The 15,501-nt window shown below is 70.5% G+C and carries 15 protein-coding genes and 1 tRNA gene; 9 read left to right on the plus strand and 7 right to left on the minus strand.

Going from position 1 to position 15,501, the window contains the following annotated elements:
• Position 1 precedes the first annotated feature (1 nt).
• The 3 genes from KF689_01355 to KF689_01365 are packed head-to-tail and all read left to right on the plus strand — an operon-like array spanning position 2 to position 2,890.
• Positions 2-1,210 carry a cysteine desulfurase-like protein gene (locus tag KF689_01355; protein MBX3132017.1) on the plus strand — a complete coding sequence of 403 codons (1,209 nt, stop codon included), beginning with the start codon at positions 2-4 and terminating at the stop codon, positions 1,208-1,210.
• 49 nt (positions 1,211-1,259) lie between these two features.
• Entirely contained in the window at positions 1,260-2,486 is a 1,227-nt protein-coding gene (locus KF689_01360; GenBank protein ID MBX3132018.1) for a hypothetical protein, read from the plus strand.
• 5 nt (positions 2,487-2,491) lie between these two features.
• Positions 2,492-2,890, plus strand: a complete 399-nt coding sequence (locus tag KF689_01365) for a DUF2203 domain-containing protein (protein MBX3132019.1) — start codon at positions 2,492-2,494, stop codon at positions 2,888-2,890.
• Here KF689_01365 and rnz read toward each other — a convergent pair.
• The 3 genes from rnz to KF689_01380 are packed head-to-tail and all read right to left on the minus strand — an operon-like array spanning position 2,878 to position 6,216.
• Positions 2,878-3,804, minus strand: coding sequence for a ribonuclease Z (gene rnz, locus KF689_01370; protein MBX3132020.1), 927 nt, complete (start codon positions 3,802-3,804; stop codon positions 2,878-2,880). The genes KF689_01365 and rnz overlap by 13 nt on opposite strands.
• Positions 3,804-4,769 carry a pyridoxal-phosphate dependent enzyme gene (locus KF689_01375; protein MBX3132021.1) on the minus strand — a complete coding sequence of 322 codons (966 nt, stop codon included), beginning with the start codon at positions 4,767-4,769 and terminating at the stop codon, positions 3,804-3,806. Before KF689_01375 ends, rnz begins: the two co-directional genes overlap by 1 nt.
• 28 nt (positions 4,770-4,797) lie before the next feature.
• Positions 4,798-6,216 carry a deoxyribodipyrimidine photo-lyase gene (locus tag KF689_01380; GenBank protein ID MBX3132022.1) on the minus strand — a complete coding sequence of 473 codons (1,419 nt, stop codon included), beginning with the start codon at positions 6,214-6,216 and terminating at the stop codon, positions 4,798-4,800.
• A 166-nt stretch (positions 6,217-6,382) separates the two neighbouring features.
• Here KF689_01380 and KF689_01385 point away from each other — a divergent pair.
• Positions 6,383-6,455 (plus strand) — tRNA-Ala (locus tag KF689_01385).
• Positions 6,456-6,605: 150 nt separating this feature from the next.
• Here the strand turns inward: KF689_01385 and KF689_01390 are convergent.
• Positions 6,606-7,082 (minus strand): hypothetical protein, encoded by a 477-nt coding sequence (locus tag KF689_01390; protein ID MBX3132023.1) that lies wholly within the window; start codon positions 7,080-7,082, stop codon positions 6,606-6,608.
• A gap of 187 nt (positions 7,083-7,269) precedes the next feature.
• Between KF689_01390 and KF689_01395 the strand changes: the two genes are divergently transcribed.
• The 3 genes from KF689_01395 to KF689_01405 all read left to right on the plus strand — a co-directional run bounded on the left by KF689_01395 (position 7,270) and on the right by KF689_01405 (position 11,057).
• On the plus strand, positions 7,270-8,577 hold the full coding sequence (locus KF689_01395) for a hypothetical protein (GenBank protein MBX3132024.1): 1,308 nt from the start codon (positions 7,270-7,272) through the stop codon (positions 8,575-8,577).
• A 63-nt stretch (positions 8,578-8,640) separates the two neighbouring features.
• Positions 8,641-9,837, plus strand: a complete 1,197-nt coding sequence (locus KF689_01400; protein MBX3132025.1) for a hypothetical protein — start codon at positions 8,641-8,643, stop codon at positions 9,835-9,837.
• 35 nt (positions 9,838-9,872) lie between these two features.
• Complete coding sequence (locus tag KF689_01405) at positions 9,873-11,057, plus strand: hypothetical protein (GenBank protein MBX3132026.1); 1,185 nt, start codon at positions 9,873-9,875, stop codon at positions 11,055-11,057.
• Here KF689_01405 and KF689_01410 read toward each other — a convergent pair.
• Positions 11,026-11,595 (minus strand): putative metal-dependent hydrolase, encoded by a 570-nt coding sequence (locus KF689_01410; GenBank protein MBX3132027.1) that lies wholly within the window; start codon positions 11,593-11,595, stop codon positions 11,026-11,028. The genes KF689_01405 and KF689_01410 overlap by 32 nt on opposite strands.
• A gap of 74 nt (positions 11,596-11,669) precedes the next feature.
• Here KF689_01410 and KF689_01415 point away from each other — a divergent pair, with 74 nt between their 5' ends.
• Positions 11,670-13,355, plus strand: coding sequence for a hypothetical protein (locus tag KF689_01415; protein ID MBX3132028.1), 1,686 nt, complete (start codon positions 11,670-11,672; stop codon positions 13,353-13,355).
• On the opposite strand, the gene KF689_01420 is transcribed toward KF689_01415, so the two are convergent.
• Together KF689_01420 and KF689_01425 are read right to left on the minus strand one after the other, a co-directional pair.
• Positions 13,352-14,428: a histidine kinase gene (locus KF689_01420; protein ID MBX3132029.1), complete on the minus strand. Its 1,077-nt coding sequence runs from the start codon at positions 14,426-14,428 to the stop codon at positions 13,352-13,354. The genes KF689_01415 and KF689_01420 overlap by 4 nt on opposite strands.
• Positions 14,425-15,264 carry a response regulator transcription factor gene (locus KF689_01425; protein ID MBX3132030.1) on the minus strand — a complete coding sequence of 280 codons (840 nt, stop codon included), beginning with the start codon at positions 15,262-15,264 and terminating at the stop codon, positions 14,425-14,427. Before KF689_01425 ends, KF689_01420 begins: the two co-directional genes overlap by 4 nt.
• A 28-nt stretch (positions 15,265-15,292) precedes the next feature.
• On the opposite strand from KF689_01425, the gene KF689_01430 reads away from it, so the two are divergent.
• Positions 15,293-15,499: a hypothetical protein gene (locus KF689_01430; GenBank protein ID MBX3132031.1), complete on the plus strand. Its 207-nt coding sequence runs from the start codon at positions 15,293-15,295 to the stop codon at positions 15,497-15,499.
• The last annotated feature ends 2 nt before the right edge of the window (positions 15,500-15,501 follow it).

A 15,501-nucleotide genomic window follows, 5' to 3' on the forward strand; every position in this document is an offset into this window, starting at 1 on the left:
CGTGCAATCGCTCCGTCATCACTTTCCCGCGCTGCAGCGCAGCCACAATCGACTCCCGGTCGCGTACTTCGACGGACCCGGCGGCACGCAGGTCCCGCAGATGGTCGTCGACGCGATGGCCGACTACCTGCTGCACCACAATGCCAACACGCATTGGGTGTTTCCGAGCAGCGTCGAGACGGACGCGATGCTGATTGCGGCGCGGCAGGCGCTGGCGGACTTCCTCAACGCGTCGCCGCGCGAGATCTCGTTCCACAACAATATGACCACCGGGACTTTCCACCTCGCGCGCGCGCTTGGGCGCGCCTGGGGCCCCGGGGACGAAGTCGTCATCACCGACCTCGACCACCACGCCAACGTCGCGCCGTGGCGCGCGCTTGAGCGGGAGCGCGGCATCACCATCCGCCGCGTGGAGGTGGACGCGTCCAAGGGCGAGCTCGTGCTCAGCTCGCTCGAGCGCGTGCTCTCGCCCAAGACCAAGCTGCTGGCCATCGGCGCCGGCTCCAACGCCTTGGGCACCATCACCGACGTGGCTGCCGCGGCGGCGCTGGCGCACCAGCTCGGCACGCTCGTGTACGTGGACGCCGTGCACTACGCGCCGCACCAGCTCGTGGATGTGAAGGCCTTCAACTGTGACTTCCTCGGCTGCTCGGCCTACAAGTTCTACGGGCCGCACGTGGGCGTCATCTACGGGAAGGAGCGACTGATCGGCGAACTCGACGCGCCCAAGCTCGAGCCCGCGCCCAACAACGCGCCGGACCGCCTCGAGACCGGCACACAGAACCACGAGGGCATCGTCGGTGCGGCCGCCGCCGTGGACTTTCTCGCGTCACTGGGCTCCGGTAGCACGCGGCGCGACCGCCTCGTCTCGGCGTTCCACCTGCTGCACGAGGACGCCAGCGCGCTGCTGCGTCGCCTGTGGGAGGGGCTGCACGCGATTCCCGGCGTCACGGTCTACGGCCCGGGCCCCGATCGGCCGCGCACGCCGACGGTCAGCTTTACCGTGGACGGCGTGCCCAGCGAGCAGGTGGCGCGCGGGCTCGCCGAGCGGGCGGTCTTCGTGAGCAACGGCGATTTCTACGCGTCCACCGTCGTGCGCCTGCTCGGCCACGGTGACGACGGGCTCGTGCGCGTCGGGGCAGCCTGCTACACGACGATGGACGAGGTGGAGCGGCTGCTGGCCGGCGTCGGCGAGATCGCGCGGCGTTGACGGCGCGGGCTTCGCCTGAGGGCAGGGGCGACGCGGCTATATTCCATCGATGCGCCGTCGCGCCGTCCTCCTCTCGGTCGCCCTCCTTGCGGGTCTCGCCTGCGAGCGCGTGGACCCGCCCGCGCCCGCGCCGCCGACGGAATTCCTCGTCGTCGCCGGCGACTCCGTGTTCTGGATCCGCTCCGAGGTCGACGGCATCCGTGTGCGCGGTGCGCCGATGGTCTTGGCTTTGGTGGGCGGACGGCTCGCCGAGCTATACGTCACGGACGAGGACCACTCGTTCTACGACGCCATCTACGTGGGCCAGCGTTTGTACAAGCGCGACTTGATCACCGGCGATTCGCTGCAGCTCTTTGCGGACACCTTGATGCGCGTCCTGGCGCGCAACTACGCCGCCGCCAATCCTGACGAGCAGCCGCTCGGGCCGGACGAGCAGGGCAGCGAGCAGCCGCGCATCGTCGGCAACGCGGAGGTGCTGGTCGTCTCGATGCTCGGTCCCTGGGCGTCGTATGAGTACCGCACCGACGTCGACGTCATCGGACGACCGTCCTCGCACGGCGTCCGCCGCGGGGTGCTCGACCTGCGCACGGGACTGCCGTCCACGCTCGAATCGCTCTTCGGCCGCGACGCGGCGCGCACACTGACGGCCGAGGGACAGCGGCAGTGGCGCGAACTCCGCGACTCCACCTTGTCCGCCGCGCGGGCGACGGACGGGGAGAAGTCGCTCCGCGCCGAGTACGACCGCCTGCGCTTCGACGCGCGCAGCTTTGGCCTCGACGTCGCCTCGCGCGAGGTGCAGCTGCGTTTCACGCTGGCGCAAAGCGGCGCGCTCACGCCGTCGGCCGCGTTCCATCTCTATCCGATTCCCGTCGAAGAGCCGGCGTGGTGGGCGCAGTATCGTGACGACTACCCGGTCCACGCCGCGGACGGCAGCCGCGAGTGGCCGCGGCACGAGCACACGATCGTCGCGCGGGCGGCGTCCGGCCCGGTCCCCCGCGTCGCATTTGCACTGCGGGATGACGGCGGTGAGGAATGGCCGCTGGGCTTCGTGCCGGCGCCCGTACAGCGTGTGCTCTGGCTGGATGATTCCGTGATGGCCGAAGGCACACGCGACGCGCTGCTGCGCGCCTTCGACGAAGCCGCCCTCTACGGCGACGACACGCGCGTGGCCCGTCGGGCCGCACCGCCCACCGGGGCGCGCCTGCTGCCGGCCGCGGCGGGCGTGCGTCCGTCGCTGCCCGTGCGGCGTCATCGCCCTCCCCGCAAGCGGAGTTGACCCCCGTGACCGCCACCGACCAAGCCCTCTGGACGCCCGAGCGCGCCAACCGCGCGCTCCCGCTGGTGCGCCGCATCGCCGACGATCTCGTCAACGCGTATCGCCGCTGGCAGGAGCTGGTGGAGCGCTACGAGCTGGCCTCGCTGCGCAGCACCGCGACGTCTGCGGATCCGGAAGCCGAGTTGCTTGCGCGCGGCGTTCAGCAGGCGGCTGCCGAGATCGAGGGCTTCCTGACCGAACTCACCGAGCTCGGCGTGGAGTGCAAGGGAATGGAGCAGGGGCTGATCGACTTTCCCGGCGAGCGCGAGGGCGAGCCGGTGTACTGGTGCTGGATGCGCGGCGAGCCCCGCGTCGCGCACTGGCACGCGCGCGACGCGGGATTCGCAGGCCGTCAGCCGATCTGATCGGCGTAGGGGACGGCCAGCTCCATCCCGTCCTTGGCGAGAATCACTTCGCCACTAAACACCTCGCGAGCCTCGCGCCCGAGGTCGCTGGGATCGCGCGAATAACGCGCCGAGAAGTGCGTGAGCGCGAGGCGCTTCACGCCGGCCATCTTGGCGACGGTCGCCGCTTCGCGCGCCGTCGAGTGCATCGTCTCGGCGGCGCGCGCCTGGTCTTCGTCGCCGAAGGTCGCCTCGTGCACGAGCAGGTCGGCGTCGATGCTGGCTTCGATCGTCGCGGCGCAGGGGCGCGTGTCGCCGGTGATGACCACGCGGCGGCCCGGGCGCTCGGGGCCGACGAGCTCCGTCGGCGTGACGACGCGGCCGTCCGCGAGCGTGATCGACTCGCCCTTGTGGATGCGGCCCCAGAGCGGGCCCTCGGGAATGCCCATCGCGCGGGCGTGCTCGGGGTCGAAGCGGCCGCGGCGGATGTCCTCCACGAGGGCGAAGCCGAGCGCGGCGCCCTTGCGATGCTCCACCTCGAAGGCGCGGATCTCGTAGTCCTTGCGGCGCACTACCGCGCCCGACTCGAGGTCGGTCACGGTGAGCGGGAACGTCAGCTTCTCGTTGCCCAGTCCTTCGGCGCGCTTGAACAGCGCCTGCGCCCCCTTCGGGCCCCAGATGCGCAGCGGCGCCTCGCGGAGCTGCAGTGCCAGCGTCTTCATCAGGCCGAGCACCCCGAGGAAGTGGTCGGTGTGGAAGTGCGTGAAGAAGATGTCCTCGAGCGTGAAGCCCACGCCGTAGCGCATCATCTGGCGCTGCGTGCCCTCGCCGCAATCGAACATCAGCGTCTCGCCCTCGCGCACGAGCGCGAGGGAGGACACGCCACGTTCAACCGTGGGACGGGAGGCGGAGGTGCCGAGGAAGGTGAGATGCATCAGGTCAAATCTAAGGCCGCGAGGGTCGCCGGCTCGATGTTGCCCCCGCTGATGGTCACCACGGCCGGGAATGCCTCCGGCCGCAGTGCACCGCTGCGCAGCGCGGCCACGCCGACCGCGCCCGAGCCTTCGACCACGACGCCGTGCGCCCGGTGCAGGTAGCGAATCGCGTCGGCGATGTCGGCCTCCTCGACCGTGGCGATGGCGTCGAGCGCGGCCTTGCCCTGCCGATACATCTCGTGGTCCACGCGGCCGGCCAGGCCGTCGGCCAAGGTGGGCAGGTCGGGCACGTCCACGGCGTGGCCGGCCGCCAGCGCGAGGGTCATCGCATTCGTGCGGATGGACTGCGCGCCGAGCACGCGCACCTGCGGCGCGGCCGAGCGCACGAAACCGCCGATGCCGCCCACCAACCCACCACCCCCGACGCATACGATGAACGTCGCGGTGCTCGGCAGTTGCTCGAACACCTCGAGCGCCACGGTGCCCGCCCCGGCGAGCAGTGCGCGCCCCGTGCACGGGCTCACGAAGGTCGCGCCCTGTGCGCGGGCGAAGGACTTGGCGGCATCCTCGGCCGCGTCGTAGCTCGGCTGTGAGTCGTCGATGCGTGATCCGTACGCCGCGATCTTCTCGCGCTTCACGGCGGGCACCGAGCGTGGGACGAATATCGTCGCCGGCACGCCGAGCTGCTGCGCGGCCATCGCGATGCCGATGCCGTGGTTGCCCGCCGAGGACGCGACGACGCCGGCGCGGCGCGCTTCGTCCGGGAGCGCGAACAGCGCGTACAGTGCGCCCCGCAGCTTGAACGATCCTCCGTGCTGGGCACATTCCATCTTGAGCCACACGTCGCCGCCAAGCTGCGCCGAGAGCGCGGCGTCGCGCAGCAGCGGCGTGCGCAGCACGTGCGGCGCGATGCGCGCGTACGCGGCTCGGACTTCCTCGGCGCTCGGCAGGATGCTCGCGGGCATCCCGAAAGTTACCTGCAGCCGCGCAGCCTCAGGCGGGGAACATCCGGATGTAGGCCTCGGCGTCGAACTTCTTTCGCGCCCGCTCCAGTGACATCGGCCGGATCACCCCGAACACCGGCTTGTCGAACCACGGCCGGTCGAACTTGCCGAAGCACCACTGGATGCCGCCGTAGCTCGAGGGGTCGCGGCCGTCGAGTCCGTACTTGTTGTTGAGCAGGATGAGGTGTTCCAGCGCGTGCTTGTAGCGCGCCGTCCACAGCAGCACCGACTTACCCCAGAGCATCCGCGTGACGTTGTGCATAAAGCCGGTGCGCACGAGCTCGCGCTGCGCGGCGTTCCAGAGTTCGTCGTGGCTCTCGGCGCGCTCGAGCTGCGCCAGCGTGTAGATGGCCTCGCGCGGGTCGTCCTTGTGCTTCGCCATCGAGCGGTGCACCCAGTCGGGCAGGCCCTTCAGCTTGCCATACTCGGGATTTCGGACGCAGAAATTGAACGCGAGCTCGCGCCAGGTGACCAGCTCGTCGGCGAACTTTTCGGCGGACGCCTTGTGGCCCGCCGCGCGCACCGTGCGCAGCACCTCGGCGGCGGAGATCTGTCCGAAGTGCAGGTAGGGAGAGAGCCGCGAGCTGCCGTTGGTGTCGGAGGGCTCGTTGCGGCGCTCGGCGTAGTCGGCCAAGGCGTCGCCGCAAAAGGCAGCGAGTCGCGCGCGGGCGCCGTCCAGTCCGCTCGCGAAGGGTACCGGCGGCACATCGTGGTCAATCTCGCAACTGGCCACCGTGGCTGGCAGGTCGAGCGTGTCGAGCGCTAGGCGGTCTACATCCAGCGACGTCCAGAGGGCGTCGGGGAAGCACGCGCGCGGGCCGCGGTCCTCCACGCGCTCGAGGGCGTGGTCGAGGACCTTGGCGATCTTCGGGCGGATGGTCCGTGCGGCGTACTCTTCCTTCACGAAGGCCCCGAAGGGCACGATGCAATGCGACTCCACTTCCACCACGCGCACCGGGCAGCGCGCCGCGAAGCGCTGCGTGCGCTCCGCGACGCCGGCGGTGGGAAAGAGATCGGTGACGACCAGCGCGGCGCGCGCGGCGAGGTGGTCCACGCTGCGGCGATCGTCGTCGCGGCGGCGGCGCAGTACGAACTGGTAGCGCAGCCCGAGCGCTGCGGCGCGTCGGTGCAGGGCCTTGGCGTTCTCCAGGATGACCGTGTGTATGCGGTCGTTGGCGTGCTCGTAGGTGGGATCCAGGCCTTGGTGCACGAGCAGGGGCCTGCCGAGGGCGTCGGCCTGGAGGACGGCGTAGCGCAGGGCCCAGTTGTCCTCGAAGCGATGCGTGGACTGCATCCAGTAGAGCACGTATTCGCCGTCCGGGCGGGCAGGCACGGCGTTGGCGTCGCGGCGGCGGAGGGCCAGTTGGCCGCGTACGTATTCGGATTCGAGGCGGTGCGGAGCGGTCACCAGCGTCCAATGGCAGGGGGTGGCGCCGGGTTCCCGTGGCCACTAGGTTTGAAGCATCGGCGGCCTCGCTCCAGTCCCATCGGGCGAGGCCGTATGCGTGACCGGGAACTTGGTAGGGTCGTCAGGGGTAGGTACGGACGACGAGGGCCTGACCGGTGCGCGTTCTGGGGCTGTAGCTCAGCTGGGAGAGCGCTGCAATCGCACTGCAGAGGTCAGGGGTTCGATCCCCCTCAGCTCCACTGGATGTAACGCTGGTTCCCAATGCAGGACGTAAGCCCGCCGCCGCTCGGTAGGACGTAGAGTTCCAATGACGGCGAGCGTGGCACCCTGCGGGACCAGCTGAAACGACAACGGCGCGGACCATTGGTCCGCGCCGTTTTGCGTTGGCGTCACTCGCTGATTTCGATCACGACATAGGTCCGTCCGACGATTGTCCACAGCTCCGTGTGAAGCGTTGCCGGCAGCATCATCCGATAGACGCCTGGGGCGAGGCCCTCCGGTGCCCGCAGGCGAAACGCCACCTCGGCGAACTCCGGAACTTCGATGGCCCGCGCGCCGCAGCCGAGGTCCCACACGGCCTCCGTACCGATCTCGAAGGCCGTATCAGGATTGGTGGCCACGTTGTCCGGAAACAACTTGAGGTCGGCACGGACGATGCACCCGGTGAGCTCGTATCGGTGCTGGCCGACATTGATGGCCCGTACGTCAAACTCCTCGCCGGCCTTTACGGTCACCTGTTGCGGCGTGAGGCGGAACTCAAGCATCGACGGCTGCGTGACGGCCGTTGCGCCGTCGCAGCCCATCGAGACGGTCAGCACGGCGGCCGCGAGAAGTGGGCGCAGGGCTCTCGGTGAACGGATGAACATCAGGGTGCTCCAGAATCATGGTGGAGTGTCGTGTGACGGTTGCAGGCTACACCGTGTGATACAGCTTCCGCGAGGTCCGCGTCACTGCGAAGTGATGAGCCGTCAGACGTCTTCAATTCGTCACGCCGCAGGAGCGGTTCGTCACCGTGCCGGCGCCGTGCTGGGGTCGCCAAGGTGACTCTCTTGCATGCATCGCACACCGACGACTTCACACGGCTTCAAGGCACTGGCGCTCGTCGCGAGCGTGGTCTTCGCAGTTCCGGTCGCGGCGCAGGCACAGGATGCCGCCGTTCGGCGGAGCGTGGCGCCGACGGACGGCACGCTCGCGCGACTCGTGCGCGAGCACAGTCACGCGCTGCACCTGAGCGACGCCGGGGAGTTGGACGGCCCCGGGGCGCTGTTCCTCCGCGAGGTCTCGGCACGCGCGCAGTTCGTCGCCCTCGGCGAAGACCACAACATCCGCGAGGTGCCGCTCGTGACGACGGCGCTGTTTCGCCTGCTCAACACGCAGCACGGATTCGAGTACTTCGCGACCGAGCAGGACCCGCTGATGCTCGAATGGCTGAGTGCGGATGCCGCGCGCGGCGGCCGCGACTCTGTACGCGCGCTGGGTCGCCGCTATCCGTATGGCTTCACGTTCGCCACCGACCAAGAGCTGACGATGCTCGCGGACATTGCGGCGCAGAGTCGCGCCGGGCATCGCCCGCTGTGGGGGGCCGAGCAGGCGCCGGGGGCGACGCACTACCTCGACGCGCTGCGTCCGTACGCGACGACTCCCGAGGCCGCGCGCCTCCTGGTGTCCCTGCGGGCGTCCGCGCGGGCCTCCGAGGGCGGCGATGGCGCGCCCGGCGACGGCTACTTTATGCAGCGCGACCGCGGCAAGCGCAGCGATCTCGAGCGGCTGCGCACGGCGGTCGCGCCCCGTCCGGGATCGCGAGCGGAGTTCCTGCTCGCGACGCTGCTGATGTCCGACTCGATCTACGCGCTGTACGCTCGCGCCGTGGACGGCGAGCCCACGGGGTTGGCCAGCAACTGGACACGCGAGGACTATATGAAGCGGCGTTTTCTCGCGGAGTATCGTCTCGCCGAGGCCGTCGATCGCCGCGAACCCAAGGTCTTGCTCAAGTACGGCGGCTGGCACATCCGCCGTGGGCGGGGCCCGGGTGGCGTCTTCACGCTCGGGACGCTGATGCACGAACTCGCCATCGCCAACGGGCACGAAGCCCTGACCGTGAGCCTCGTCGCGTATCCGGAGCGCGCGCTGTTGGAGAAGAGTCTCTTCGGGATGCCTTGGGCGCCGCTCGTGCCTGATTCCGGCTGGATGGTGGTGGACCTCCGTCCGCTCCGCGCGTACGCGCACGCGGGCCGTCTGCGCGACGAGATCCCGGAACAGGCACGGCAGCAGTTCTACGACACCGTCTTCGGCTACGACCTGATGATCTTCGTGGCCGGCGCGACCGACGGGACGTACGAGATCACGCGTCGCACGAGGTAGCCGTCGCGATCCTGACGTGCTCGCGTGTGCTGCGCGCCCGTCGATTCCTGAACCGGAGGTCCTGTGTCCATCGTCCGTCACTCGCTTCTCGCCGGCATTCTCGCGGCAGCATCCGCTGTCGATGGAATCGCCCAATCCATCGCGACGTTGCCAAACGCCGAGCTGCGGCTCGCGGAGTCGTTCACCTCGATCACGAGCGGCTCGCTGCGTGAGTTGCAGGATGGCCGCGTGGTGATCGCGGATGTCCGCGACCGACTGATTTTCGTTGCCGATCCCCGAACGGGCACCGTCCGGCGGGTGGCACGCGAGGGCAGCGGTCCGCGGGAGTACCGGCTCCCCCTGCGCCTGCTCGCGGCGCCTGCGGACTCGACGTATGTCTTCGACCCGATGAACCAGCGCTATCTCGTCATCGCGCCGGACGGTGCGCCGTCGCACAGCTTCCGGATGCAGTTCCCCCAGGGCGGTCCCGGCGCAGAGTTCGCGTCGCTGGCGAGCCCACGTGCGATCGATGCGCAGGGCCGAATCTACAGCGAGGCCGCAGGCATCGAGATCGGGCCCGGCGGCCCTCGCGCTGCGGATTCCGCGGCCATCGTGCGCTACGACCCTCGATCCCACCGACACGATACCCTGGCGTACGTGCAACTGCCCCGGGCACCGGCCTCGTCAGCTGGCGGATCGGGTGCGCGCCCGCTGGTCGGTGGCGCGAATCCCCTGCAACCCCGCGACGAGTGGGTCGTGTTCCCCGATGGTCGGGTCGCCGTGGTGCGTGCCGAACCGTACCGCCTCGACTGGGTGTCGGCCGACGGGGTGCTGAGGCGCGGGACTCCCATCCCGTTCACGCGCATCCGCGTGACGGACGCCGATAAGCGCGAGGAGCAGGCGCGGCTTGCACGCGCACTCGGCGGCGCCGTGATGGTGCAGATGCCCGATGCGGCGTCGGGCAGTCCGCCTCGCGCCAGCGCCGGCCCCGGCCTGAACTTCCCGGTGCCGGGGCTCGATGACTGGCCGGAGACGAAGCCGCCATTCCGGTCCGGCGCGGGGAGCGTCTTCGCGCGCGGCAACGGCGAGGTCTGGGTGCGCCGGACGGAACCGGCCGGCGCCGAGGGGAGCCTGTATGACATCCTCGACGGCACGGGTGCTGTCACTCGGCAGGTGCGGCTCGCGCGAGGCTGGACGCTGGTGTCCGTCGGCGAGCAATTTCTCTGGACCACCGTCAGTGACGACGATGACCTGATCTTCCTGCAGCGCCATCGCTACTGACCTAACGAGGTGTCGCGATGCGTGCTCCCGTGCCTATGGCCCTGACGATTGCCGCGTGGGCGATTCGACTGTTTGCGGCTGACCCGGCGCGGGCGCAGGAACCACCGCCGCGGCCATTGCCGGCCGTCGCGGACGAGCATCCCGACGGCGTGAGCAGCGTTGCGGGGCTTGCCGAGCTCCCCGACGGGCGCGTGCTCGTCAGCGATGCGCGGGAGGGAATGCTGCGCCTCTTCTCGTTTGACGACGCGTCGCTGCGCGAGGTCGCCTCCCACGGGCGGGGTCCCCGCGAGTACCTGAGTGCCGGCGGGCTCTACCGCCAGCGCAATGGCGAAGTCTGGCTACTCGATGCGCTGCAGCGCCGCTACCTCGTGCTGTCGTCGCGCGGCGACGCGCGGCGCACGCTGCCGTTCGCCGCGCCGCCGACCCTTGGCGTCTCGATGCGCGCCGGCGGGGATCCGCACCGCGTGGACGGTCGGGGCCAGGAGTACGAGCGCGCGCGTCCCGGCGCCCGTGGGGCCCCGCAGGACTCCGCGGTGCTGCTCCGGCGACGCGGTGCGCGCACGGACACCGTGGCGTGGCTACGGAATCCCGAGATGACGACGATCAACGCGCTGGGTGCATCGATCACCACGCTGCAGCGATTCTCGCCGTCCGACGGCTTCGCGGTCGCGGAGGACGGCAGCGTCGCAGTCGTGCGCGCGGACCCCTACGGCGTGGAATGGCGCGAGGCCGCGGGGCGTATCCAGCGCGGCCCGGTGCTGGCGACGGCGTTGCTGCCGGTGACGGCAGCCGACCGCGATTCCGCCGAGCTCGCGTCGCGGGAGGCGATGCAGGGCGCGGCGTTGCCGCGCATCACGGAGACGCTTCCCGACGGGACCACGCGCGATGTCGACCTGCGCAGCCTCGCGCCCAGCGTGCCGTCGGCGACGCACAAGCCGGCGTTTGACGTGCGCCGCGTGTACGTCGACCGGGATGGTCGGCTCTGGGTGGGCCGGCAGATGCCGCACGGCGCGCCGACGGTGTACGACGTCTTCGATACCGCCGGTGTGCGCATCGATCGCGTGCAGTTGGCGCCAGGCTACCGGCTTGTCGGATTCGGGGTCGGACGCGTCTACGTCGCACGCAGCGACGAGGACGGGCTACTCTTTCTCGGACGCGTCCCCTACGCGCCGCCGGCAGCGCCGGCGGCTACCATCCCTCGCGCTTCCGAAGTTCCGTGATATGCGCCACGTGATGCCGCCCGTGCCAGCTGTAGTTGCTGAGCGAGCTGTCGAGCGTTTGCGGGCCGGCATCGGGGTGCAGGTACGACGCGGCAAACCGCTCGGCGGGTAGCGCCAGGAGCAGCGCCGCCCAGCGCTCGTGGATTGCGTCAAGCAGTCGGAGCGATACACCGATGGGCAGCGTGGCGTCAGGCAGCTCGGCCCAGCGCGCCTCGTCGTACGGCTTGATGGTCGGGTTCGCCTCGGTGAGCGCCAGCTTCTGGCGCACGTAGCCATTGGCGTGCGAGTCGGCCACGTGATGCACCAGCTGCCGGACGGTCCAGCCACCAGGGCGGTAGGGAGTGTCGAGCTGCGCGTCGCTGAGCCCCGCCACGGCCGCGTGCATCTGGGCCGGCAGTGCGGCGATGTCGCGGATGTGGTTCGCACGCCACTCAGGCGTCACGGGGCCGGCGGGCGGCCGCCAAGGGCCGATGGGATAGCGAAGAGCGTCAGTCACGGTGGCTCGGGGCCTGCGGCACGGGTGTGAGGGTGAGGCAATCCGTCGGTCACGCGGGATGTGCAGTCCATCCCGCGGCACGCGACTCAGCGGAATCTGCGTCGCAGACTCCGCGTATGCGACCCATCCTCGCGTTCGCGCTGACGGCCAGCCTTCCGGTGCTCGGCGGTTGTCTCGGGATCCTCACTGCGGATCAGAGAGTCCCGCGGCTGCCCGGTACGCACAACATCCTGTTCGTCGGCAACTCACACACGTACACGAATAATCTGCCGGCGATGGTCCGCACGCTCGCCCGCAGCCTGGGAGACACGGCGCTGCGCGTCGCGAGCATCGCGGAGCCCAATTACGCGCTCGATGATCACTACTACCGAGGCGTCGTCCATCAGGCGCTCGAGGGTTCGTCGTGGCGCTGGGTGGTGCTGCAGCAGGGGACGTCAGCGCTGCCCGAGTCGCAACTGCATCTGCAGGCTTGGACGCGGGTGTTCGCCCCGATGGCGCGCGCAGCGGGCGCGGAGCCCGTGCTCTACCAGATCTGGCCGATGCTTTCGCGCCGTTTCGACGCCGAGGCGGCACTGCTCAGCTACGCGACGGCGGCGCACGTGGTCGAAGGCATCCTGGCGCCGGCAGGTGACGCGTTCACGGCCGCCCTCGACGCCGAGCCTCCGCTGAATCCCTACGCCACGGACGGAATGCACGCCAGTCGCGAAGGCACCTACCTCGCCGCGCTGGTGCTGCTCGAGCGGATGCTGGGCATCGCGCCGGAGTCCCTGGCCCCGGAAATCCCCGGAGGGAGTTCCGACAGCCTGCGTGTGCGGCGCCTGCAAGCGGCCGCACGCGTGGCCTTGGACCGCACGCCAGCGCGGCCAGGGCAGGGTGCTGAGGTGCTGCGCGCCACCGACTCCGTCCGCGTCGTGCACCCCGACACGATGTTCTTTGCGGAGGGACTCGCGGTCGATTCCCGCGACGGCACTCTCCTCGTGACGAGCATTCGGCACCGCAACGTGCTGGTCGTTCCGCCGACCGACGCGGTACGGTGGCTTCTCGGTGGCATTCCGGCGCCGGGCGTGGGTGCGGTGCTGGGCGCGGTGCTCGACACCGATCGCGCGACGCTCTGGCTCAGCACGGCGCGGCTGCCGCATATGGCGCCTCGGGCTGGTGATGACGCGGTCACCGCCGAACTGCTGGAGCTCTCGTACCCAGACGGCGCCATTCGTCGCCGATGGCGGCTCGGCGACGGCCAGGGTGTCCCGGGCGAGATTGCCCTCGCGCCGGACGGTACGGTACTCGTGAGCGATGGCGTGCACGGGGTGCTGTACCGGTTGCGGGCGGGCGCGTCTGCGATCGAGGTCGTCCGGAGCGCGGCGTTGCGGTCGCCGCAGGGCATCGCGGTGCAACCCGACGGAGGTGCGGCCTACGTCGCGGATTGGTCGCGCGGGCTGATGCGCTGGGATCTGGGCACCGATTCCGTGACGCCCGTGGCGGCGGCCGACGGTCGCACGCTCCGGGGAGTGGACGGACTGCGGCTCCACGGCGGGGCGCTGCTCGCGATCCAGAACGGCGCGACGCCGAACCGCGTGCTTCGGGTGCGCCTCGCCGAGGACGGCCGGGTCATCGTCGGTGCCGACGTGCTGGATGCGCCGGAGGCGCTGGAAGGCGAGATGACCGTGGGCGCGGTGCTCGGCGATCGATTCATCTATGTCGCCTCGAGCGCCTGGCCGTTCTGGACCGAGGAGGGCGCGCGTCGCGCGCCCGAGCGCGCGTTACCGCCGGTGGTGCTGCGCTCCGTGCCGCTCGCGCCTTAAGCGACGCGCCGCGGCAGACGCAGGATCGCGTCCATCCCGTGGTCGGCGCGTGGGCGAAGTTCGAGCGTCGCGGCGTCCCCGTACAGACGGGCGCAGCGTGCCCGCAGGTTGTCGAGGGCGATGCCAGCCCCGCCGCGCGTCGCGGGTGCCTCCCCGGCGTCATCGGGTCCGTCATTGCCGACGCGCAGTTCCAGCCGCTCGCCGTCGCGACGCGCGACAATCTCGACCGTACCCGGCGCGCGCCGCCGGGCCAGTCCGTGCCGCAGCGCGTTCTCCACGAGCGGCTGCAGGGCGAAGGCAGGCACACGCCAGTCGCCGATGCCGTCGTCGACGACCCAGTCGACGCGCAACCGATCGGCGAAACGCAACTGCTCAATCTCCAGGTAGCGGCGCGTCAAGTCGAGTTCCTGATCCAGCGTGCTCTCCTGCGCTTCGCCGGCGGTAAGCGTGGCGCGCAGGAGATCGGCAAGCCGAACTAGCACGTCGCGCGCAAGCGCCGGGTCGCGCCCGATGAGCGTGACGACGGCATTGAGCGCGTTGAACAGGAAGTGCGGGTTGAGCTGTGCGCGCAGAGCCTGCAGACTCGCGCGGGCCACATCCTCGCGGAGCTGCGCCGCCTGGAGCGCCTCCAGCTGCCACTGGCGCTGCCAGCGGAGGCCGGCGAAGGTGCCGACGACGGCGCCGTAGATCACCAGCAGGAGGTCGCCGTACTGCCGGATGCCGATGACGAGCATCGAATCGAGACCGCGGGGCTCGTTCATCCCGAACGCGACCGTCACCGTCCAGATGACGGCGATCTGCGCGAGCACGACGAAGACGCCGAGCAGCGCGTGCGCGGCCAGCGACCGGATGATTCCCCCACGCTCGAACGGCAGCCGCTCGCCGAGCGCGGCGATGAGGGCGGACCACAGGCTCCACGGCAGCCAGATGAGCAGTTGCGCCGTGAGGATTGCGCCGAGCCCGAGGTCCGGATTGAGGCGCGAGGGTACGAGGCGCAGGCCCAGCGTCGCGACCAGCGCCGGCACGACCCACACCGCGACGATGGCGACGCGCAGGCGTCGCGAGCCGGTCACCCGCGTCCTTCCAGCCGGGCGAGGACGGCCTCTCGGCGCGTCCGCGAGATGCGCAGCTTGGTACCGTCGCGCAGGATCAGCACCTGGTCGCCGGCAAACCACGGCTGCAGCTCCTTGATCTCGTCGATGGCGACGATGACGCGGCGGTGCACGCGCACGAAGCGCGAAGGGTCGAGCCGGCGCTCCAGATCCTGCAGCGTCTCGCGGACCGTGTGCCGCCCGCTCGCCGTGAACAGGTCCACATAGTTGCCATCGCTCTGCATCCAGCGGATCTCGTGTACCTGCACCGGATAGCTGCGCTCGCCGCTGCGCACCACGAGGCGCTCGGCGTATCGTGACGCCGCGGCGTGGCCGGCCTCGCTTGCTGCGCGCGCGGTGCCGGGCGCAGCGGCGGCCTCCCCCGTGGGAAGGCCGCCGCCCACGGCCGCGAGCAGGGTGCCCAGTCGCTGGGCTTCACCGGCGAGACTCCGCGCCGCGTGCAGCTGCTCCAGCCGAGCCCAGGCCGCGGCGAACCGCGCGTCATCGAAGGGCTTGAGCACGTAGTCCACGGCGGCGATCTCAAAGGCCTTCAGCGCGTGGGCGTCGTAGGCCGTGACAAAGCAGGTGGGCGGCATCGTCGCGGCGCCCACCCGCTCGACGACGGCAAACCCGTCGCCGCGAGGCATCTGGATGTCGAGGAACACCGCTTCGGGCGACCAGTCGCGGATAGCGGCCACGGCGGCCTCGCCGTCGCCGACCTCGCGGACGTCGGCGTCGGGCGCACGCTCGCGCAGCAGCTCGCGGAGCCGCTCGCGGGCCAGAGGTTCGTCGTCGGCGATCAGGACGCGCACAATCATCTGGCGAATCTACGGCGGATCGGCCGGGATGGCCTGCCCGCGTGGCACGGTGCGCACGGCGGCGGGGACGGAAGGCGCCGCGCGCGGGACGAACCGTCGCCGCGCCTCCCGGGGCGAGCCGTCCGCCCTCTATTCGCCACGCCCCTCCACGCACGAGGTAGTCCCCGTGGCTTTCTTCCTTGGCGACGTCCACCCCAAGGCCCCGCTCGCCATCCGCGCGTTGGCTACGGCCTGAGC

The organism is Gemmatimonadaceae bacterium (assembly GCA_019637355.1).
Taxonomy (GTDB): domain Bacteria; phylum Gemmatimonadota; class Gemmatimonadetes; order Gemmatimonadales; family Gemmatimonadaceae; genus Pseudogemmatithrix.

Excerpts from the sequence above, each read along its gene's own strand:
- KF689_01360 (MBX3132018.1), top strand. The coding sequence starts at position 1,260 with ATGCGCCGTCGCGCCGTCCTCCTCTCGGTCGCCCTCCTTGCGGGTCTC.
- KF689_01405 (MBX3132026.1), top strand. The coding sequence starts at position 9,873 with ATGGCCCTGACGATTGCCGCGTGGGCGATTCGACTGTTTGCGGCTGAC.
- KF689_01425 (MBX3132030.1), bottom strand. The coding sequence starts at position 15,264 with ATGATTGTGCGCGTCCTGATCGCCGACGACGAACCTCTGGCCCGCGAG.
- KF689_01390 (MBX3132023.1), bottom strand. The coding sequence starts at position 7,082 with ATGTTCATCCGTTCACCGAGAGCCCTGCGCCCACTTCTCGCGGCCGCC.
- KF689_01430 (MBX3132031.1), top strand. The coding sequence starts at position 15,293 with ATGGCCTGCCCGCGTGGCACGGTGCGCACGGCGGCGGGGACGGAAGGC.
- KF689_01415 (MBX3132028.1), top strand. The coding sequence starts at position 11,670 with ATGCGACCCATCCTCGCGTTCGCGCTGACGGCCAGCCTTCCGGTGCTC.
- KF689_01395 (MBX3132024.1), top strand. The coding sequence starts at position 7,270 with ATGCATCGCACACCGACGACTTCACACGGCTTCAAGGCACTGGCGCTC.
- rnz (MBX3132020.1), bottom strand. The coding sequence starts at position 3,804 with ATGCATCTCACCTTCCTCGGCACCTCCGCCTCCCGTCCCACGGTTGAA.
- KF689_01375 (MBX3132021.1), bottom strand. The coding sequence starts at position 4,769 with ATGCCCGCGAGCATCCTGCCGAGCGCCGAGGAAGTCCGAGCCGCGTAC.